An 18,740-nucleotide genomic window follows, 5' to 3' on the forward strand; every position below is an offset into this window, starting at 1 on the left:
ACATCGCTTGAACAATGACATCAGAATTCCGTCTTCACGACCCTGTTGCCCTGCTCATCGACATGCCGGCGCAAGATTTTGAAACCAACCGTTCTTTTGTTCTAAAGCGCGGCCAGGTGGGGACTATCGTCATGATTTACGATGAACAAAACTGCGAGGTCGACTTCGCCGATGCTCAGGGAAGAACCCGTGCTTTACTGCCCGTTCCCACAGAGAAGCTGATGCGCCTGCATCACATGGCCGAGGTCGCAGCCTAAACCTGCGCAAAAAGGGGTAAAATCCCCGACTGGCCAAGGCCCGTTCAGGGCCTTTTTTGTTTTCAAGCTGGCCGACAGGCGCGAACAGCCCCGCCTTTCAGCCAAGTGTTTACTGGAGACCTCCATGGATTTAAGCAGCGTCCCACGCGGCGACAATGTGCCGAACGAAATCAACGTCATCATCGAGATTCCGTCGCACGCGGAGCCGGTCAAGTACGAGATGGACAAGACCACCGGGGCCATGTTCGTCGACCGTTTCATGTCCACGGCCATGCATTACCCCTGCAACTATGGCTATGTGCCCCACACCCTGTCGCTCGACGGCGACCCCATCGACGTGATGGTGGTCACGCCCTATCCGCTCATCCCGGGCTCGGTCATTAAATGCCGCCCCATCGGCGTGCTCAAGATGACCGACGAGTCGGGCGACGACGCCAAGATTCTGGCTCTGCCGATCGATAAGCTGTTCAAGGGCTATCGCAACATCACCAGCTTCCGCGACATGCCGCCGCATCTGCTTGATCAAATCGCGCACTTTTTCGAGCACTACAAGGATCTCGACGAAGGCAAATGGGTGCGTATCGCCGGCTGGGGCGGACGCGAGGAAGCGCGCGAGGAGATCATGGCTTCGGTCAAGATGTTCGAAGAGGCACCTGAGAAGCCGAACTTCTAACCGCCGCACTTTTAACCGCGGAACTGCTAACCACCGCTCATGGTCCGGGCCACCCCGGAGAATGCATCCTTGTGATTCAGGGTCAAGCACATGGCTGAGCTCACGCACTTCGACAACCAGGGTCAGGCGCACATGGTCGATGTGGGCGAGAAACCCGCCTCGCACCGCTGCGCCATCGCTTCCGGGCGCATCCTGATGCAGCGTCACACCCTGGCATTGATTCAAGCCGGCGACGCCGTCAAGGGCGACGTGCTGGGCATCGCCCGCATCGCTGCCATTATGGCCACTAAACGCGCGGCAGACCTGGTACCCCTGTGCCATCCGCTGCCGCTGACCCATGTGGAGGTTAACTTTCAGCCGCAGGAGAGTCCGCCGGCGGTGCATTGTACCGCACGGGTCGAGACGCAATCCAAAACCGGTGTGGAAATGGAAGCCCTGTGCGCGGTGCAGATTGGCTTGCTGACCATCTATGACATGTGCAAGGCCGTCGACCGCGGCATGACCATGGACGGCATCGGGCTGGTCGAGAAAAACGGCGGCCAATCCGGACATTGGCAACGTGACCAACACCAGCCCCCCGGCACCACGATGGCATGAACGCAATCTTCCAGCGCGCGCATTTCCTTTCCGCCGCCTCCGGGCTGGATCACGCCCCGCCCGATCAGGGCGCCGAGGTCGCCTTTGCCGGGCGCTCCAACGCCGGCAAGTCCAGCGCGCTCAATGCCCTGTGCCACCAGAACCGGCTCGCGCGCACTAGCAAAACACCGGGCCGCACCCAGCAACTGATCTTTTTTCAACTCGACGACCAGCGCCGCCTGGTCGATCTTCCCGGCTACGGTTTCGCCAAGGTCTCGGTCGCCATCAAGACCGGCTGGCAGCAGCTCATGGCCAATTACCTGGCCGAGCGCCAATCCCTGCAAGGTCTGGTGGTCCTGATGGACATCCGCCACCCGCTCACCGAGATCGACCGCCAAATGCTGGCCTGGGGTCAGGACGGCGAGCTGCCCCTGCTCATCCTGCTGACCAAAGCCGACAAGCTCAAGCGCGGCGCAATCGACAAAGCCCTGCATCTGGTGCGACGCGAACTGACCGACTTGCCACCAGGCAGCCAGCTGCTCGCCTTTTCCGCCACAGCCACGCAGGGTGTCGAGACCGCTCAGCAGTGGATTTTGGAGCACCTTCGGCCCGCCGCAGCTGACGCTGCCGAGACATCTTCCGCTGACTCCCAGTCGGAATCGACGGCCGCGTCGGCTCCCACTTGCCAAACATCACCCTAAAGGCACTTTTTGCAAACGGGAGAATTCCTCATGCCAACGCTCAAGATTCAGACCAACGCCAAACTTGAAGACAGCGCCTGGGATGCCCTGCTGAGCGCCTCCTCCAAGCAGCTCGCCGAACTGCTCAGCAAGCCAGAAAGCTATGTGATGGTCATTGCTGAGCCGACGGCGAAGATGTGCTTTGGCGGCTCTCAGGAGCCGCTCGCCTATCTGGAGCTAAAAAGCCTCGGCCTGCCGGAAACGCGCACGCCGGAGTTGTCCGCAGCACTCACAGCACTGGTTGGCGAGCATCTCGGGGTGCCGGCGGGACGGGTTTATATCGAGTTCAGTGCCCCGCCGCGGCATCTGTTTGGCTTCAATGGTGGCACCTTCTGACCGGCCCCGCTAAACTGGCGGTTTTTGTGCTGGACCTTTGTCTGCCCTGGGTCGGGCATCAAAGCCGCCACCGCCACCCTCTCGAAACCCCCATCACCACCGGTTGCCACGATGCGCCTGTCTCAGTTCCCCCTCAATACCCTGAAGGAAACCCCGGCCGACGCCGAGATTGCCAGCCACCAGCTGATGCTGCGTGCGGGCATGATCCGCAAGCTCGCCGCCGGCCTCTATACCTGGCTGCCGCTCGGGCTGCGCGTGCTGCGCAAGGTCGAAGCCATCGTGCGCGAGGAAATGAACCGCGCCGGCGCGCTGGAGGTTGCCATGCCGGCGGTTCAGCCCGCCGAGCTGTGGCAGGAATCCGGCCGCTGGGACCAATACGGCCCCGAGCTGTTGCGCATCCGGGACCGCCACGCGCGGGATTTCTGCTTCGGCCCCACGCATGAGGAAATCATCACCGAGCTCGCCCGCAATGAGCTGCGCAGCTACAAGCAGCTGCCAGTCAATTACTACCAGATTCAGACCAAATTCCGCGACGAAATTCGCCCGCGCTTTGGCGTAATGCGCGCGCGCGAATTCCTGATGAAAGACGCCTATTCCTTTCATCTCGACCATGGCTCGCTCGACGAGACCTATGCGCTCATGTACCAGACCTACAGCTGCATTTTCAGCCGCTGCGGGCTCGACTTCCGCGCCGTGCAGGCCGACACCGGCAGCATCGGCGGCAACGCCTCGCATGAGTTCCATGTGCTCGCCAGCAGCGGTGAGGATGCCATCGCCTTCTCCACCGCCAGCGACTATGCCGCCAATGTCGAGCTGGCCGAGGCGGTCGCGCCGGCAGCCCAAGCCGCCGCGCCAACAGAAGAGGCCCGTCTGGTCGACACGCCCAACGCCAAGACCATCGCCGATCTGGTCGAGCAGTTTGGCCAGCCCATCGAGCGCACCGTTAAGACCCTGATTGTCGCTGCCGCAACTTCAGAGGCCAAAGAACAAATTACCACCCAGCAGGCGGGCAACAAACAAGCCGCCAACAAACAAGCGAATAACCAAACATTTGGTTCCCAAAGGCCGGAAGCATTGCACCCGGCCGAGACGGCAGCCCCAGCATCTACCCCCGGCTTGATCGCGCTGCTGGTGCGCGGCGACCATGAGCTCAACACCGTCAAGGCGGAGAAACTGCCCCAGGTCGCAAGCCCGCTGCGCATGGCCACCGAGGACGAAATCCGCGCCGCCATCGGCGCCGGCCCCGGCTCGCTCGGCCCGAAGGACTTGTCCATCCCCTGCATTGTCGATCGCGCCGTTGCGGTCGCTGCCGACTTCAGCGCCGGTGCCAATCAGGACGGCAAGCACTGGTTTGGCCTGAATTGGGGCCGCGATCTGCCGCTGCCGCCGGTCGCCGACCTGCGCAACGTGCAGGAGGGCGACCCCAGCCCAGACGGCCAGGGCCAGCTCACCATCGCCCGCGGTATTGAGGTCGGGCATATCTTCCAGCTCGGCACCAAATACAGCCAGGCGATGAAAGCCGTGGTGCTCGACGAGGCCGGCAAGGCCATCACCATGACTATGGGTTGCTACGGCATCGGCGTCTCGCGCGTAGTGGCCGCGGCCATTGAGCAGCACCACGATGATCGCGGAATCTGCTGGCCCGCCCCTATCGCGCCCTTTACGGTCGCGCTGCTGCCGATGAAGCTCGGCAAGTCCTATCGCGTGCGCGAAGCATGCGAGCAGCTTTATCAGCAATTGCAGGCAGCCGGCATTGATGTGCTGCTCGATGATCGTGACGCTCGCCCCGGGGTGATGTTCGCTGACATGGAGCTGATCGGCATCCCCCATCGGCTGGTCATCGGTGACAAGCATCTCGATCACGCGAAGGTGGAGTACAAGGGCCGGCAGGACCAGGACATGCAGCTGATCGACCTCGATCAAGCCGTTTCTTTCATCACCCAGCGGCTTACCGCCGCAGAGCAATAGATCATCAATCACTCAATGAGCAGAACCGAATCCTTTAGTCGCGAGCAACTGCTCGCCTGCGGTCATGGCGAGATGTTTGGCCCCGGCAACGCCCAGCTGCCGGTACCGAACATGCTGATGATGGACCGCATTACGCACATCAGCGACGCTGGCGGCCCCAACGGCAAGGGCGAGATCATCGCCGAGCTGGATATCAACCCGGAGCTCTGGTTCTTTGCCTGCCACTTCCCCGGCGACCCGGTGATGCCCGGTTGCCTGGGCCTGGATGCCCTGTGGCAGATCGTCGGCTTCTATCTTGCCTGGATCGGCAACCCGGGCCATGGTCGCGCGCTTGGCGTTGGTGAGGTCAAATTCAGCGGCCAGGTCCTGCCCAGCGCCAAGAAGGTAACCTACCGCGTCGGCATGAAACGCGTCATCACCCGCAAACTGGTGCTCGGCATCGCCGACGGCCGCATGGAGGTCGACGGCCGCGAAATCTACACCGCCAAGGATCTGCGCGTGGGGCTCTTTACTTCGACCGAAGGATTTTAGGTTTTGGGTCTTTAGATTTTGCGATTTTGGGTTCTTTTGATAGCTAGAACTGCATGGGGTGTAGGCTTGTTTTGGACCGGGTAACGCGCGCGGGGGACGCCGTGAATACTTCCCTGTAGGCTTCCCGGCGGCGTCCTGCCGCCGAGACCCCCGCGCGCGTTACCCGGTCCAAAACCGAAAGCTCATTTGTGATCGCCATATACGGCGCCGTATAAAGAAGACGTTTGTGGCTCGGTCGTCAGTCGATCGCCATCGAACGTTGGTCGATCTATCTGCCCCGCCGGAACCCCATCCGGCACATCAAGATGCGCTAAGGCACTGCAAGCCTGACCAACCCAGCACATCAAGCCGCGCTCCGGTACCGCAAGCCTGTTTGAGCGACCAACTCTCCTCAGAGCTGCAGCATGAATGGGCGGCTCCCGAGTTCTATTTACGAGCACCTGAATCAGCTGACCCAGCAATGGCCAGCATTTCCCCTCTAACACTGAACTCTAAAATCCTGTCAAAAAAAAAAAGCGGCCCGAAGGCCGCTTTTTTATTCCGGATACCCCCGAAGGGGTATCTTGGGAGGCGAGATTGCCGCTTCTTAGAAGCTGTGGATCATGCCCACAGAGAAGCCATCCCAACTGGACGTGTAGCCATCGGTGATATTGGGATTACCCATCATAGTGGTGTAGTCCTCGTAATCGTCATCGACCTGAGTGTACAGAACGTACGCTTTCGTCCGCTTGCTGAAGTTATGATCAAAGGCGATAGCCCAAGTGCTACGGTCGCCGTCCCAATCTTCGATCATAGTGCGGTTGTTAGTGTTCCCAACGCCTGGGTAATTGGACGTTGACAAGTCGTAGTCACGTCCGGCCTGGCCGTACATTGCCTTAACTTGGTTGTTGCCAAAGGCATAGCCAGCCTGGATCTGCCAAAGTTCCTGGCTCTTAATGCCATTTGGAACGGCTACGAACGCCCCTGTTTGTGGGTTTCTGACGGTGCTATCGTAGGTCCCGCCTGCTGGATTGTTGTCTTGATTCTCATAGACAAAGCTGAACGTGAAACCGTTCCAATCCAGGATACCCAAACCAAAGCGCCACTTAGCGTAGTCATTATCGACGTAGCCACAGGTGCTAGTTGGCCCTAAAACACCGGTAGGCGTCAGGCAGTCAGTGGGAGGAGGAGCGACTGTAGTTCCAGCTCTGCTCGTCGCGCTATCCATGAACATCTCGTTGCTAAGCGACTCGTAAGCAATAGATGCATAGTAAGGGCCGTTACTATAGATCCCAGCCAGAGAATAAGCGCCATTCAGCTGATCGGAATTTACGTTATCGTCACCAAAAGCGGTGGCGCCACCCGGAGCGACCAATGCACCCATAAACTGGAAGCCAGAGAAGCTAGGCGAGATATAGGCGATGGCGTTATCGACGCGCAGGCCATTAAAGCCGACGGTGCCGTTGTAGTCCGCCATGGTGTCAGCGAACATATCCAGCTTGCCGGTTGAAATTTTCAACGGGGTGTCATGACGACCAACTAAGACGGAGCCGAAGCTACCGGCGAGACCGACGAAGCTGTTACGCACGCTGAAGCTGTTATTATTTCCGCCTGGGATGTTATCGTCTGAAGCGCCCATGGCGAAACCCATCTCAAACTGATAGATAGCCTTCAGGCCATTACCAATATCTTCGGATCCCTTGACGCCGACGCGTTGAGCCCGGCTTTGACCAGGCATGTAACTGCCTTGGCCATTGACGCCCCAGCCGTTGAAATCTACGCCATCGACAACCTTTCTGCCGTCGGGTGCAAATACAGGCGTTTGATAGGCGTTGGTGACATCGGCATAGTCGATCGAGACATGCAGCTTGCCGTAGATGATAGCCTCAGCCATTGCGGCTGCGGGAGCAGCCATCGCGGCGGCGACTGCCATCGTGATGAGTTTCTTTTTCATCGTGTTCTCCGCTGTTGTAGAAGTGGTGAAGGGGTCACAAAAACTTGTGCGCTCATGCGTTGCAATTTGTATATTAGACCAGGACGCAACAGTGCGCAACATTTTTTTTGAAATAAAGAGACAATTTTTTGCGGCTGTTGCAAGCTCGCAACAAGGAAGGGCGACGGGGAGGGAGAAAAATATCTTTCAACAACTTAGACCAATGACGCAGAAACATTCTAGGCTGTGGCAGTCGATCCAGACCCGGCATCCAGAAGCATTCTCGCAACAAAAGAACAAAAAGGCGCTGCAAAGTCCACAGGCGTTGGGTCTTTGCACCCCATGCTTTCATTGTCGCGTCCACCAAGGTGGCTGAGCAGAAAAAAGCCCGCGCAAGGCGGGCTTTTTTTGACAGATTAGCCAGGTTTTGGCTGGGGGACTAGGATTCGAACCTAGGTTAACGGAGTCAGAGTCCGTTGTCCTGCCGCTAGACGATCCCCCAAGAAAAAGCAGCAAAAAGAACCTGAACGCTTAGCGCTTGGAGAACTGCGGGCGTTTTCTTGCTTTGTGCAGGCCAATCTTTTTGCGCTCAACCTCGCGTGCGTCGCGGGTCAGGAAGCCAGCCTGGCGCAAGGGTGGCCGATTGGCCTCGTCGAAGTCGACCAGCGCGCGGGCGATACCGTGGCGAATGGCGCCTGCCTGTCCGGTGGTGCCGCCACCGGTAACAGTGACGTACATGTCAACCCGGTCAAGCATCGACAGCGTCTCAAGTGGCTGACGCACGACCATGCGCGCGGTCTCGCGGCCAAAGAACTCATCGAGTGGCTTGCCGTTGACCTCGATCTTGCCCGAGCCGGTGGTCAGAAACACCCTGGCCGCAGCGCTCTTGCGCCGACCGGTGGCATAGTGCGTATTGGTCATGGATCAGTCGTCCTGGTTAAAATGTTGTTTGGGTCTGTTGTGCGTTTTCTGGGCTGTTGCCCCGCGTCACTCAGATTTCCAGCGGCTGCGGCTGCTGTGCCGCGTGGCGATGCTCGGTACCTGCATAGACCTTGAGCTTTTTCAGCATCGCGCGGCCAAGCGGGTTGTGCGGCATCATGCCCTTGACCGCCGCCTCAAGCACCCGCTCGGGGTGACGCGCAAGCATTTCCGCCAGACTGGTGGAGCGCAGATTCCCGATATAGCCGGTGTGGCGATGGTACATTTTGTTCTCGAGCTTGTTGCCGGTAACGCGTATTTTCTCCGCATTCACCACCACGATATAGTCGCCCGTATCCACATGCGGCGTATAAGTCGGCTTGTGCTTACCGCGCAGGCGCCGCGCCACCTCCGTGGCCAGACGGCCAAGCGTCTTGCCCTCAGCATCCACTAGATGCCAGACACGGCGCACTTCCGCCGGCTTTGCGCTTTTAGTTGTCATGGCAGATGTCATATTCTTTTGGCTCCAAACCCTAAGTTGGGCGAACAGCATCTGAGCAAACCCGAAGTTGGGCAAGCCCGAAGCTAGGCGAATGGGGTGCCGTGAGCAGCCAAGGCAGTACAGGCAATTAACTGCCGCCCGGCGCTTCATCCGGCGAAAGACCGCGAAGTATAGCCACCCTCCAAACCGGACGCAAGGCCTGGAGATAGAAAAACGCTCAAAAACAGACCAATTCATCCACCACTGAGGGACTTGTCCCCACAGGACTTGCCCCCTAACGCCCATGGTTCAAAACCCCGGAATATGCATCCGTGAGATTACCGCAAGGGCTTGGGCATCGGACTATTCAATCAGAGGGCCATTCGCCACCAACGGTCAGGGCGACGCTGGCGCATCCGGTAAACGCAGCCGCTCAACCGGTTCACCACCGATGATATGTCGCTGCAAAATTTCCTCCACGTCCGCCTCACTCTCATAGCTGTACCAGACGCCTTGCGGATACACCACCGCCACAGGCCCCTCCGCACAGCGGTTGAGACAACCAGCGGCATTGACACGCATCTGCCCAGGCCCCGCCAGCCCGAGTTCCTTCGAGCGCTTCTTGGCATAGTCGCGCGCCTGCGCCGCCCCGCACGCATTGCAGCAGCGTCGCCCCTCCTCGCGCTGATTGGTACAAAAAAACAAGTGATGGCGATAGTAAGACATGATTGAACTCTCGCGACCTAAACCCAGCAAAACAGAAACATCAGACCCCGCCGCACCTGCAACAAAAGCGGATCAAATTTTCTTGCAAACGGCCCCTGCTGGAAAAATGCAATGCGCGCAACCCACACCGGACCCGCATGACCAACTCGCCCCACCAACGGAACTCGAGGTGCTGGGCCGGTTGACGCTCGCGGGGGTCTCGGCGGCAGGACGCCGCCGTGAAGCCTACAGGGAAGTATTCACGGCGTCCCCCGCGAGCGTCAACCGGCCCAGCGCCCGGAACCACCAACCAAACTCAGCCCCACCAGGACACCAGCAGAACAACTAGGCCAAGCAAAACCACTCATCACCCCCCACCCAAGGCACCAGAGCCAGCACCAGCCCCAACACACCCACTCCAGCGACTCGGAAACAAACTCTCCAACGTCCCTGACCGGGTAAACAAAGCAACCCCCAACGGATGCCCGCGATAGCGAACAATCACTTGACCAGCCCGACAGTCCCCGCACTGCGAAGCGCGAGGCACAACAACCCGACGGCCAAGGTAAGCATCCCGCTGCGCGCGATCAAGCTCCACCACTTGCCGTGTCGCCCCGCGCCCCAGTAACATTGCCCCCGCCGTCGTCAACTTAGGCGGGCGAAGATTCGTGCGATACAAAAACATCCCCCGCCCCTGTGCCGCCGGCTCCACCGGTGCCAAGTGATCCGCCGCCAGCAGATGCAACCCGCGCCGCGTCTGTCGATGCACCCGCAACCCGTCCCAGACATCCTCCCCCAAGCCATAATGCTCAGCCAACCCCGGCAGCCGATCCGCATCATCGCCCGAAACAACTAGCTCAGCCCCTGCAGAAGGCTCAAGCTCCGCCGCATCCGACGCCTTCTCGAGCACCGCGACAAAAAACCCACCAGTATCCGTGCGCTGCGGCCACAGCCTCAAACACCGCGCCAGCGACCCATCCAACTGCTGCCCGCCCCATTCCGTCACCCCAGGACTGCTCGCCAAACCCTCAACGGCCACCGGCACCAACCGCACCCGGCCCGCCTGCTCCTCCAGCACCCGCGAGACGATGCATTCATTTTCCTCCGGCGCAAAGGTGCAGGTCGAGTAAAGCACCCGCCCCCCGGCGCGACACAACTGCACCGCCTTGCGCAACAGCGCCAACTGCCGCCCCTGCAAGCGCCGATTATTGGCAATGGCCTCCGGATCAAGCCGCTCCGCCAGACTCAGATTGCGCCTGAGCGTGCCCTCGCTCGAGCAGGGCGCATCCACCAACACGCGATCGAAACCACCGGCCGCGGCCGGATAATTACCGCCATCGCCCCAGGTGGTGCTGACATTCACGATCCCCAGGCGATCCAGATTGCCCTGCAAGGCCGCGATGCGGTCGCGCGCGAAATCATTCGCAAGCACCGTCCCGCGATTGCCCAGCGCCAAGGCAATCTGCGCCGTCTTGCCACCCGGGGCCGCGCATAAATCAAGCACCCGCTGACCGGGGTGCAAGTCCATCAAGCGCACCGGCAGCTGCGAGGCCTCCTCCTGCGCGTGAGCCAGACCCGCGCAATACCACCAGCGCTGTCCGGCCTTAAACCCCGCCGGCAGCCGCAGGGCCAACGGATTCCAAGCCACCGGAGCAAGCGCCAGCGAATCCCCGCCTCCCCCGGCCCCCGCCTCCTCGGCCCGAATCAGCTCCACCAGCGCAGGCCGATCCAGCCGATCCGGATGCGCCCAGACGCAGCCCGGCAGCGGCCGCTGCAGCGCCGCGACAAAGGCCTCCCATTCGCCGGGAAAGTCCGCCAACAATGGCTGGTAACGCGCCATGCAACGGCGCAGCAGGGCGGATCGGTCGGACTCGGACAGCGTATGGCGTGATGACATAGGGGATTATGCGTCGGGATGGAAAATATGGGAGATCGAACAAGGGGGGTTGAACAGAAGGGATTGAAAAGGCGCGGCGGGTATAGAATGCCCGGCATTGATCCAAAGTCCGGAGACCCCAATGACGGCTGCTTCCTCAACCGTGTCCCTGGCGCCACCCACCCTGAGTGCAGGCGCGCCGCCATTGCGCGAGATGCTGGCAGAACTGATCGGCACGCCCTCGGTCAGCAGCGTCAGGCCGGCGCTTGATCAGAGCAACCGTCCCTTGCTCGATCACCTTGCGACCTGGCTGGAGGACGGCGGCTTTGACGTCGAGATTTTGACCCTCCCCGGTCACCCCGGCAAGGCCAATCTGATCGCTACCCTGGGTGCCAGTAAAGGGGATACCAGCCACGGCGACGGCGGCCTGGTGCTAGCCGGACATAGCGACACCGTCCCTTACGATGAGCACCTGTGGCAGCATGATCCTTTCACGCTAACCGAGGCCGATGGGCGCCTTTACGGCCTTGGCACCTGCGATATGAAGGCGTTTTTCGCCCTCGCCATCGAGGCCGCCCGCGGCCTGCAAGCCTCGCAGCTAAGAGCACCGCTGACGTTGCTCGCCACCGCCGATGAAGAATCCGCCATGCATGGAGCGCGCGCGCTGCTCGATAGCGGGCGGCACATCGGCCGGCATGCGGTCATCGGCGAGCCGACCAACCTGCGCCCAGTGCGCGCACACAAGGGCGTGATGGGAGAGGCCATCCGCCTGCGCGGCCAAAGCGGCCATGCTAGCGACCCGGCGCTCGGGCGCAGCGCCATCGACGGCATGCATGAGGTGATGGGCGCCATTTTGCGCTGGCGCGAGCAGCTGCAGTCGCGCTACCGCGACGACTTGTTCTCCGTCCCCTACCCGAGCGTGAATCTGGGCTATATTCGCGGCGGCGACAACCCCAACCGCATCTGCGGGGAATGCGAGCTAATGCTCGATCTGCGCCCGCTGCCGGGAATGGACCCCGCCAGCCTGCGCGCCGAGTTGGAGGAGCTGATCATTCCCATCGCCGAAGCGCGCGGGCTCGCCTGGGAGCTGGATGCGCTGTTCGCGAGCATTCCGCCCGGCGCCACCGCGGCCGCAGCTGAGATCGTGCGCGCAGCGGAAAAGCTGACCGGCATGCCGGCCGAGGCGGTCAATTTCGGCACCGAATTGCCCTTTTTTAACCGCCTTGGCATGGATACCATTGTGCTTGGTCCAGGCGACATCGCCCAGGCGCACCAGCCCAACGAGTTTTTGGCACTCGAACGCATCGAGCCAACCCTGACCCTGCTGCGGTCTCTGATCGGACACTTTTGCCTGTCCGCCGCTGCTTGAGCAATTATCGCATTGAGCAATTATCGCATTGAGCAATTATCTCAACCCCTGGCGACCACAAACTAAAGCACTATGCCAAATCCGGATGACCTCTCCTGGAAGGAGAAATATCTGCAAAGCCTCGACAACCTCGAGCGCGAGCAGAAATCCCGCAAGCAGAGCGAGCGCCTTCTGCGCCAGGCCCTGTCGCGAATAAGCCTGGCGGTCGAAACCCGGGACCAGCAGTTCAATGGCGAGCTTCAACGCCTGCGCGAAGCCGTCCGCGGCGAGAGTGAGCTGGCGCGGATTCAGCAGCTAATGGAGGACATCTCGGCCTCTATGCTGCGCCTCGACCAGCGCGAAAGCGGTGCCAGCGAGATCGAAACCGCCCTGCGGGGGTTTGAGGAGGGGCTGGAGCGGATTCAAGTCCCCCAGGGGCTGCGCAAGGCCACCAAGGACCTCAAGAAGGCCCTTCAGGAAGCTGGCAAGCATGCCGACCGGCGCATTGCACTGAGCGCCTATGCAAGCTTTACCGCCGGACTGGTCGACTGGCTTGGAACAGAGGTCCGTCAGGAGAAATCGAGTCTGTTCGGGCGGCTGCTCGGGCGCGATGGACCTGCCGCCACGGCACCAGCTGCGGAACAAGCTGAGGAAACATCGGGCGAAACGGCGGCGGAGCCGCCCCGGCAGCCCGATGCTGATCCGGCGACGGACAGCGCCACGAGCGCATCACCCGCGGTGGCGGACGGCGCGGAGATCCCAAGCGCAAGCGAGACGCCCGGACCGACCGGGAGTGCGCGCGGGTCGCAAGACGATGAAACCGGCGCGGAACCCCATGCGACCGGCTCGGCGGCCGGTGTCGGGGCTGACGGGGACATGCCCAAGGAAGGCCTGAGCGATGCCCCGCCGTCCTTCAATCAGGTATTGTTTGATCTGATCAACCGACTCGATCTGCCCGTCGAGCTCGCGCCGCGCGCGAAGCACATCAGCGACCGCCTGCATGAGCCGCCCTCGCTGGAGCTTGCCGGACAGGCAGTTGGCGAAATCGCCGACCTGATGGCGAGATCGCGGCATCAGGTCGAGCAAGAAAAGCGCGACATGGAGCAGTTCCTGTCGCAGCTCATGGGGCGGCTGCGCGAGCTTGAGGATGCCCTGGGCACCTCCCTTGGCCAGCGCGAACTCGCCACTGCCGAGGGCAGCGCCATCGATGCCAATATGTCGGCCGAGGTCGAGCGCATCCAGCAATCGGTGGCCGAGGCGCAGGACATCTCCGGACTCAAGGTCTCGATCAAAAAGCATCTAGAGAACATTCAGGTGCAGATGGAAGCGCGCAAGGAGCTCGAGCAGACCCAACTCAAGCTGGCGCAGGCCGAGGCCACCCATCTGCGCGAGTCCCTTGCCAGGGTGGAAGGCGAAAGCCAGGAGCTGCGCGAGCGTCTCACCGATGCCCGCCAGCGCGCGCTACACGATACCCTGACCGGCCTGCACAATCGCCTGGCTTACGACGAGCGCATCGAACAGGAGATAGAACGTTGGACCCGTTATGCACGGCCGGCGGTGCTGAGCATTTGGGACATTGATTATTTCAAGCGCATCAACGACACATTTGGTCACACCGCGGGGGATAACGCGCTCAGGGCGGTGGCCAAACTGCTCCAGGAATCAACCCGCAAGAGCGACTTTCTCGCCCGTTTCGGCGGCGAGGAATTCATGGTGCTCTTCCCCGAAACCGACATCGAAACCGCGTTAGAGCTCGCCGATCGGCTGCGCGAGCGGGTCGCGGGCAAGCGCTTCCAGTACCGGGGCCAGCCGGTGCCGCTGCGCATTTCCTGCGGCCTGGCGGGTTTCGTCGATAAAGACACGGCAGACGAAGTCTATCGTCGCGCCGACATCGCACTCTATCGGGCTAAAGCCGCTGGGCGCAATCGCTGCATCGTGTTTGAACCCGAGATGCTGAATGCGCACTGAAGTGCAGGCCCATATAGCTGACCCATGCACCTGCCCATATACCGGCCCCTGCACCGACAAGCCGGCCCCGATGCCCTTGGCCAGGTTTCGGAACGAAATGTCTGCCCGACCTGGCCTTCTCGAGCAAAGGTCGTGCGTCAGTGCGATATACTCTGGCGCGCGAGAATCTCGTCCGCCAGACCTGCTCCGGCGTCCCGATGCCAATGGCGCGATGGCGGCAACAGCGTTTCGCGACAGGTCGCGTTATCAGCCAGCGCCCAGGGTCCCGCCCACCCGCATTAGGATCAAAGCGGCGGTTTCACGGTAAAGCTTCAACTTAACAAAGGTTCGCCCATGTCTGACTACAACGCGGAGGACGTCCGCAACATCGCCCTGGTCGGCCACGCCGGTAGCGGAAAAACCAGCCTGGTCGAGGCCCTGCTTGCGGGCACCAAGGCTATCCCGGAGCCCGGTAGCATCGCCAAAGGCACCACGGTCTGCGACCATGATCCGATGGAGCGCGAGCTGCAGCATTCGCTCGATGTCGCCATCACCGCGTTTAACGCTAATGGCAAGCATGTCAATCTGATCGACACTCCGGGCTTTCCGGACTTTCTCGGCCGCAGTATTTCCGTGATGTCGGCGGTGGAGACTGCCGCCATTGTGATCAATGCTGACAGCGGCATCGAGCCTGTCACCCAAAGGCTGTGGAGGGCCGCCGACCGGCGCAACCTGTGCCGGATGATCATCATCAACAAGATCGACTCCGCGGGCGTGGATATCGCCGCCATCACCGCGCAGGTGCGCGAGACCTTCGGCGCCGAGTGTCTGCCGATCAACCTCCCGGCCGAGGGCGGCAAGCGGGTGGTGGATTGTTTCTTTCAGCCCGCGGGCGGCGATACGGATTTTTCCTCGGTCGAGGAGGCACACAGCCAGATCATTGATCAGGTGGTCGAGGTCGACGAGGCGCTGATGGAGGTCTATCTGGAACAGGGCCAGGAGCTCAAGCCCGAGCAACTGCATGACCCCTTCGAAGAAGCTCTGCGCGAGGCGCACCTGATTCCCATCTGCTACTGCTCATCCGAGACCGGCGCCGGCATCCCGGAGCTGATCACCATCATGGAGCGCCTGATGCCGAATCCGGCCGAGGGCAATCCGCCACCCTTCATGAAGGGCGAAGGCGCCGCGGCCAAGCCGGCACAGGTGAGCCCGGACCCGAGCCTGCATGCCATTGCGCATGTGTTCAAGGTGCTCAACGATCCCTTTCGCGGCAAGCTCGGCATTTTTCGCGTCCATCAGGGCCGCATCGCGACGAACAGCCAGCTGTTGATCGGCGATGCGCGCAAGCCGTTCAAGGTGAATCATCTCTACCGGCTGCACGGCAACGAGATGGTCGAAATCAACGAGGGCGTTCCTGGCGATATCCTCGCGGTCGCGCGCGTTGATGACATTCACTTCGACGCTGTGCTGCACGACTCCCACGACGAGGACCATTTCCATCTCGACAGCATGGAATGTCCGGTGCCCCTGTTCGGCCTGGCCATCTCGCCGACCAAACGCGGCGACGAGCAGAAGCTGACCGATGCCCTGCACAAGCTGGAGGACGAGGACCCCTGTTTCCACGTCGAGCACAATGCCGCCGCGAACGAGACCGTCATGCGCGGCCTCGGCGAGTTGCATCTCAAAGTACTGATTCGCAGGCTCTCCGAGCAATTCCATGTCGAGGTGGAGACACGCCCGCCGAAGATCCCCTACCGCGAGACCATCACCGGCAAGGCCGAGGGCCATCATCGCCACAAGAAGCAGACCGGTGGCGCCGGACAGTTTGGCGAGGTTTACTTGCGCGTCGAACCAATGGACCAGGGCGGCGGCTTCGACTTTGTCGATGCAACCGTTGGTGGCAGCATTCCCGGGCAGTTCATCCCGTCGATTGAGAAAGGCATCCGCCAGGTGCTCGAGGAAGGCGCGGTGGCCGGCTACCCGATGCAGGATGTCCGGGTGACGGTGTATGACGGCAAGTTCCACCCGGTGGACTCGAAAGACATCGCCTTCGCCACCGCTGGGCGCAAGGCATTCATTGAGGCGGTTGAAAAGGCCAAACCCGCGGTGCTGGAGCCGATCGTGAAAATCCGCATCGTCGCTCAGGACAGTGCCATGGGCGATCTGGCCGGGGATCTGTCCTCAAGGCGCGGGCGCATCAATGGCAGCGAGACCAAGACGCTGGGCCGCGTCGCCATCGACGGCGAAGTACCGCTCGCGGAACTCGATGGCTACGAGTCGCGGCTGAAGTCCCTGACCGGCGGCGAGGGGACTTACCACATTGAGCTCAGCCACTATGCGCCGGTACCGGCTAATGTGCAGAAGCAGCTGAGCGACGCCTTCCAGCGCGCGGAGGACTAACCGCGGCAGCCGCAAACCGCGGCCGGCAAGAAAACGCCCGCCTGTCCCTGACACGCGGGCGTTTTTGTGCCGGTTTGCAGCGCCGGTTTGCAGCGCCGGCTTGCAGGGCCGGCTTGCAGTGCTGGTCTCCAGCGCAGGCGAATGCGCGAGCCGAGTGGCGCCGTCAGGCAAACAGATCGAGCTTGCGCGCGAGCGCGGAGAGGGTGCTGCTGGCAACCGGCCCCTCGGCGGCTAAGAGCGCTTCGCCGTCAGTGTCGCCGCCACCTTCGCCATCACCCGCAGCGGCGCCCTCGCCGCTCGCCTCATCGCGACGTTGCGGTGGCTGATCGGAGACGGACGCATCGCCAAGCGAAATGCCGTCCTGCGCCAGCGCCTCGCGCAAACGCGGCAGCGCCGCTTCGAGCAGATCGCGCACCGCAGGATTGGCGGAAACGAAATGGACGTGGGCCCTGTCGGCATCCATGCTCACCCGCACTTCCATGCTACCAAGGCTTGGCGGATGCAGCTTGAGCTCGGCCATGCCGGCTCGCGCCTGCGCAATCATTGCCAGCCGGTCAGCAAACTGCCTGGCACCATCAGGCGTCAGCAAGCGCGCGAGATCAAAAGCCTTGGCGCCTTCCGCCGCCGCATTGGTCTGCTCACTGCCCCGAGTATTGGCCGTCAACGAAGCCTTGAGCAGCGCCAAGGAGTCTGCGCCCGAAACATCGCCACTGCGTTCTGAAAATGCCTGCGAAAGCAGGTCAAACACCTGTCTGCGACTTTCCGCGCCTCCGGCATCGCCCATTGGTCCTTGCGTCAACAACCGACGCAGCTGAGCCAGCATATCTGCCTGCGCACCGTCACCATCGGCATCTGCAAATTGCCCACTTGATAACAACTGCCGCAACTGGGCCAGGAGCTCCTTTGGAACGTCATCGACTTCCTTAATTTGCCCATTTGACAAAAACTTTTGCAGCTGCGCGAGCAGATCACCCTGTGGGCTTTCATGCAGGGAGTCACCTGGCACCGCATTCGACTGCCCTGTCCATTGTTGCAACAAGGCCGCCAGCGCTGCCTGCGCCTCAAGATCTTCTTCGGAGCCTCCCTCCTGCTCGCCATTGGCCTGCAAAAAGAGCTTCAACGCTGACAGGGAGATGGCCGCACCGGAAGACTCACCCCCCTCTTGCAGCAGACCAAGGGCATCGGCAGCAAACCCTTGCAACGCATCGGCATCAAGCGGCAATCCCTCGCCGCCGGCGGCATCGAGTTGCCCCTTCAGCAGTGCCTGGAGCTGCGCGAGCATGGCGTTGATGTCCATGCCCTCGAGCGATTTGGGATCGACACCAAGCTCGGCCAACAGCCCGCCGAGTTGCCCTTGAAGGGCCTCGGCAAATTCGCCGTCCGCCGCAAAGTCTCCCGACGCCAAGGCGCCTTGCGCGCCGAACAGGCCCGCCAAGCCCGAGCGACTCTCCACAGCTGTATTCTGGGTTCCCATCATGATCCGATGCCTCTATTCTTGCCCCATGTCTCGGCCTTGTTGTCAGCCTGATGTATTCTTGGATGTCGGCTGGAGATGCTGGTCATGAGCACTCATGCACCAGCAATCAAGCAAACAGCATTCCAACTTTTCCTGCATCTAACCGGCACTGCTTGTATTTGCCTGTTCGAAAGCCTTGCGCGTGGCCCAGGCGTCCTGTTCCGCCTGCAAGCGGCGGTTTTCCACCACCTGCTCAACTTGACGTCGACGCTCAATCAGCTTCTCCAACGACATGCTGTCGCGGTGCTTATCCATCCACACCGCCCGCGCCTGCTCGACGCGGGCTTCCGCGGCGGCAACGCGCAATTGCTGCTGTTCGATTGCCGTGCGCAGCTGCCCGCGCATCTCCGCGACCTGTTTCATGCCAATGACGCTATCGGGCACGCCGGTGTTCAGATAGGACGCCAGCAATTCCTCGAGCTGACCGCGCTGCCCATCGGCCCGGCGCAGTTCCTCGAGCCGCCCGGCGAGGCCCACGGCAGCCTGGTTTTCGATCATCTCGCGCACCTTAAGCAGGCGCTGAAAGCGTTTGACACTCATGGAAGCTGGCCCGGCA

At 61.4% G+C, this 18,740-nt stretch carries 18 protein-coding genes and 1 tRNA gene; 11 read left to right on the plus strand and 8 right to left on the minus strand.

All coding sequences use genetic code 11. The features are described from left to right. Window positions 1–14 precede the first annotated feature (14 nt). The 7 genes from Thiosp_RS21650 to fabA all read left to right on the plus strand — a co-directional run bounded on the left by Thiosp_RS21650 (window position 15) and on the right by fabA (window position 5,081). Window positions 15–257, plus strand: coding sequence for a DUF4926 domain-containing protein (locus Thiosp_RS21650; RefSeq protein WP_201067692.1), 243 nt, complete (start codon window positions 15–17; stop codon window positions 255–257). A 124-nt stretch (window positions 258–381) separates the two neighbouring features. Further along, window positions 382–930 (plus strand): inorganic diphosphatase, encoded by a 549-nt coding sequence (gene ppa / locus Thiosp_RS21655; RefSeq protein ID WP_009148521.1) that lies wholly within the window; start codon window positions 382–384, stop codon window positions 928–930. Between the two features lie 90 nt (window positions 931–1,020). Then, window positions 1,021–1,527: a cyclic pyranopterin monophosphate synthase MoaC gene (moaC, locus tag Thiosp_RS21660; RefSeq protein WP_201067694.1), complete on the plus strand. Its 507-nt coding sequence runs from the start codon at window positions 1,021–1,023 to the stop codon at window positions 1,525–1,527. After that, a complete protein-coding gene (yihA, locus tag Thiosp_RS21665; protein WP_242518682.1) occupies window positions 1,524–2,207 on the plus strand; it encodes a ribosome biogenesis GTP-binding protein YihA/YsxC in 684 nt (227 codons plus the stop codon). The genes moaC and yihA overlap by 4 nt, the downstream gene beginning before the upstream one ends. A gap of 30 nt (window positions 2,208–2,237) precedes the next feature. Then, entirely contained in the window at window positions 2,238–2,582 is a 345-nt protein-coding gene (locus Thiosp_RS21670; protein ID WP_201067695.1) for a phenylpyruvate tautomerase MIF-related protein, read from the plus strand. Between the two features lie 111 nt (window positions 2,583–2,693). Next, a complete protein-coding gene (locus Thiosp_RS21675) occupies window positions 2,694–4,550 on the plus strand; it encodes a proline--tRNA ligase (protein WP_201067696.1) in 1,857 nt (618 codons plus the stop codon). 15 nt (window positions 4,551–4,565) lie between these two features. Next, entirely contained in the window at window positions 4,566–5,081 is a 516-nt protein-coding gene (gene fabA, locus Thiosp_RS21680; RefSeq protein WP_201067697.1) for a 3-hydroxyacyl-[acyl-carrier-protein] dehydratase FabA, read from the plus strand. Window positions 5,082–5,667: 586 nt separating this feature from the next. Here fabA and Thiosp_RS21685 read toward each other — a convergent pair. Further along, on the minus strand, window positions 5,668–7,014 hold the full coding sequence (locus Thiosp_RS21685) for a porin (protein WP_323696699.1): 1,347 nt from the start codon (window positions 7,012–7,014) through the stop codon (window positions 5,668–5,670). On the opposite strand from Thiosp_RS21685, the gene Thiosp_RS21690 reads away from it, so the two are divergent. Then, window positions 6,995–7,369 (plus strand): hypothetical protein, encoded by a 375-nt coding sequence (locus Thiosp_RS21690; RefSeq protein WP_201067699.1) that lies wholly within the window; start codon window positions 6,995–6,997, stop codon window positions 7,367–7,369. The genes Thiosp_RS21685 and Thiosp_RS21690 overlap by 20 nt on opposite strands. A 52-nt stretch (window positions 7,370–7,421) precedes the next feature. On the opposite strand, the gene Thiosp_RS21695 is transcribed toward Thiosp_RS21690, so the two are convergent. From Thiosp_RS21695 to Thiosp_RS21715, 5 genes are all read right to left on the minus strand, one after another. Further along, window positions 7,422–7,495: transfer RNA gene (locus Thiosp_RS21695), tRNA-Gln, on the minus strand. Window positions 7,496–7,524: 29 nt separating this feature from the next. Further along, window positions 7,525–7,914, minus strand: coding sequence for a 30S ribosomal protein S9 (rpsI, locus tag Thiosp_RS21700; protein WP_201067700.1), 390 nt, complete (start codon window positions 7,912–7,914; stop codon window positions 7,525–7,527). Between the two features lie 70 nt (window positions 7,915–7,984). After that, the gene (rplM, locus tag Thiosp_RS21705; RefSeq protein WP_201067702.1) at window positions 7,985–8,413 is read right to left on the minus strand and encodes a 50S ribosomal protein L13; all 429 of its coding nucleotides are present in this window, start codon (window positions 8,411–8,413) and stop codon (window positions 7,985–7,987) included. A 375-nt stretch (window positions 8,414–8,788) separates the two neighbouring features. Beyond that, entirely contained in the window at window positions 8,789–9,118 is a 330-nt protein-coding gene (locus Thiosp_RS21710; protein WP_201067704.1) for a (2Fe-2S) ferredoxin domain-containing protein, read from the minus strand. Window positions 9,119–9,464: 346 nt separating this feature from the next. After that, window positions 9,465–10,994, minus strand: a complete 1,530-nt coding sequence (locus Thiosp_RS21715) for an RsmB/NOP family class I SAM-dependent RNA methyltransferase (protein ID WP_323696700.1) — start codon at window positions 10,992–10,994, stop codon at window positions 9,465–9,467. 121 nt (window positions 10,995–11,115) lie between these two features. Between Thiosp_RS21715 and argE the strand changes: the two genes are divergently transcribed. The 3 genes from argE (at window position 11,116) to fusA (ending at window position 16,668) form a co-directional block, all read left to right on the plus strand. Continuing rightward, window positions 11,116–12,342, plus strand: coding sequence for an acetylornithine deacetylase (gene argE, locus Thiosp_RS21720; protein WP_201068790.1), 1,227 nt, complete (start codon window positions 11,116–11,118; stop codon window positions 12,340–12,342). A 72-nt stretch (window positions 12,343–12,414) separates the two neighbouring features. Beyond that, a complete protein-coding gene (locus tag Thiosp_RS21725; RefSeq protein WP_242518913.1) occupies window positions 12,415–14,289 on the plus strand; it encodes a GGDEF domain-containing protein in 1,875 nt (624 codons plus the stop codon). A gap of 333 nt (window positions 14,290–14,622) precedes the next feature. Then, complete coding sequence (gene fusA / locus Thiosp_RS21730) at window positions 14,623–16,668, plus strand: elongation factor G (protein WP_201068789.1); 2,046 nt, start codon at window positions 14,623–14,625, stop codon at window positions 16,666–16,668. A 163-nt stretch (window positions 16,669–16,831) separates the two neighbouring features. Here fusA and Thiosp_RS21735 read toward each other — a convergent pair whose 3' ends face one another. Both Thiosp_RS21735 and fliJ read right to left on the minus strand, forming a co-directional pair. Then, a complete protein-coding gene (locus Thiosp_RS21735; protein ID WP_201068788.1) occupies window positions 16,832–18,145 on the minus strand; it encodes a flagellar hook-length control protein FliK in 1,314 nt (437 codons plus the stop codon). A 138-nt stretch (window positions 18,146–18,283) separates the two neighbouring features. Further along, window positions 18,284–18,724, minus strand: a complete 441-nt coding sequence (gene fliJ, locus Thiosp_RS21740; RefSeq protein WP_201068787.1) for a flagellar export protein FliJ — start codon at window positions 18,722–18,724, stop codon at window positions 18,284–18,286. Between the last annotated feature and the right edge of the window lie 16 nt (window positions 18,725–18,740).

It is taken from the genome of Thiorhodovibrio litoralis, assembly GCF_033954455.1.
Lineage (GTDB): Bacteria > Pseudomonadota > Gammaproteobacteria > Chromatiales > Chromatiaceae > Thiorhodovibrio > Thiorhodovibrio litoralis.

What these genes read in the sequence shown, in the direction of transcription:
- Thiosp_RS21650 (WP_201067692.1), top strand. Translation starts at nt 15, where the DNA reads ATGACATCAGAATTCCGTCTTCACGACCCTGTTGCCCTGCTCATCGAC.
- ppa (WP_009148521.1), top strand. Translation starts at nt 382, where the DNA reads ATGGATTTAAGCAGCGTCCCACGCGGCGACAATGTGCCGAACGAAATC.
- moaC (WP_201067694.1), top strand. Translation starts at nt 1,021, where the DNA reads ATGGCTGAGCTCACGCACTTCGACAACCAGGGTCAGGCGCACATGGTC.
- yihA (WP_242518682.1), top strand. Translation starts at nt 1,524, where the DNA reads ATGAACGCAATCTTCCAGCGCGCGCATTTCCTTTCCGCCGCCTCCGGG.
- Thiosp_RS21670 (WP_201067695.1), top strand. Translation starts at nt 2,238, where the DNA reads ATGCCAACGCTCAAGATTCAGACCAACGCCAAACTTGAAGACAGCGCC.
- Thiosp_RS21675 (WP_201067696.1), top strand. Translation starts at nt 2,694, where the DNA reads ATGCGCCTGTCTCAGTTCCCCCTCAATACCCTGAAGGAAACCCCGGCC.
- fabA (WP_201067697.1), top strand. Translation starts at nt 4,566, where the DNA reads ATGAGCAGAACCGAATCCTTTAGTCGCGAGCAACTGCTCGCCTGCGGT.
- Thiosp_RS21685 (WP_323696699.1), bottom strand. Translation starts at nt 7,014, where the DNA reads ATGAAAAAGAAACTCATCACGATGGCAGTCGCCGCCGCGATGGCTGCT.
- rpsI (WP_201067700.1), bottom strand. Translation starts at nt 7,914, where the DNA reads ATGACCAATACGCACTATGCCACCGGTCGGCGCAAGAGCGCTGCGGCC.
- rplM (WP_201067702.1), bottom strand. Translation starts at nt 8,413, where the DNA reads ATGACAACTAAAAGCGCAAAGCCGGCGGAAGTGCGCCGTGTCTGGCAT.
- Thiosp_RS21710 (WP_201067704.1), bottom strand. Translation starts at nt 9,118, where the DNA reads ATGTCTTACTATCGCCATCACTTGTTTTTTTGTACCAATCAGCGCGAG.
- Thiosp_RS21715 (WP_323696700.1), bottom strand. Translation starts at nt 10,994, where the DNA reads ATGTCATCACGCCATACGCTGTCCGAGTCCGACCGATCCGCCCTGCTG.
- argE (WP_201068790.1), top strand. Translation starts at nt 11,116, where the DNA reads ATGACGGCTGCTTCCTCAACCGTGTCCCTGGCGCCACCCACCCTGAGT.
- Thiosp_RS21725 (WP_242518913.1), top strand. Translation starts at nt 12,415, where the DNA reads ATGCCAAATCCGGATGACCTCTCCTGGAAGGAGAAATATCTGCAAAGC.
- fusA (WP_201068789.1), top strand. Translation starts at nt 14,623, where the DNA reads ATGTCTGACTACAACGCGGAGGACGTCCGCAACATCGCCCTGGTCGGC.
- Thiosp_RS21735 (WP_201068788.1), bottom strand. Translation starts at nt 18,145, where the DNA reads ATGATGGGAACCCAGAATACAGCTGTGGAGAGTCGCTCGGGCTTGGCG.
- fliJ (WP_201068787.1), bottom strand. Translation starts at nt 18,724, where the DNA reads ATGAGTGTCAAACGCTTTCAGCGCCTGCTTAAGGTGCGCGAGATGATC.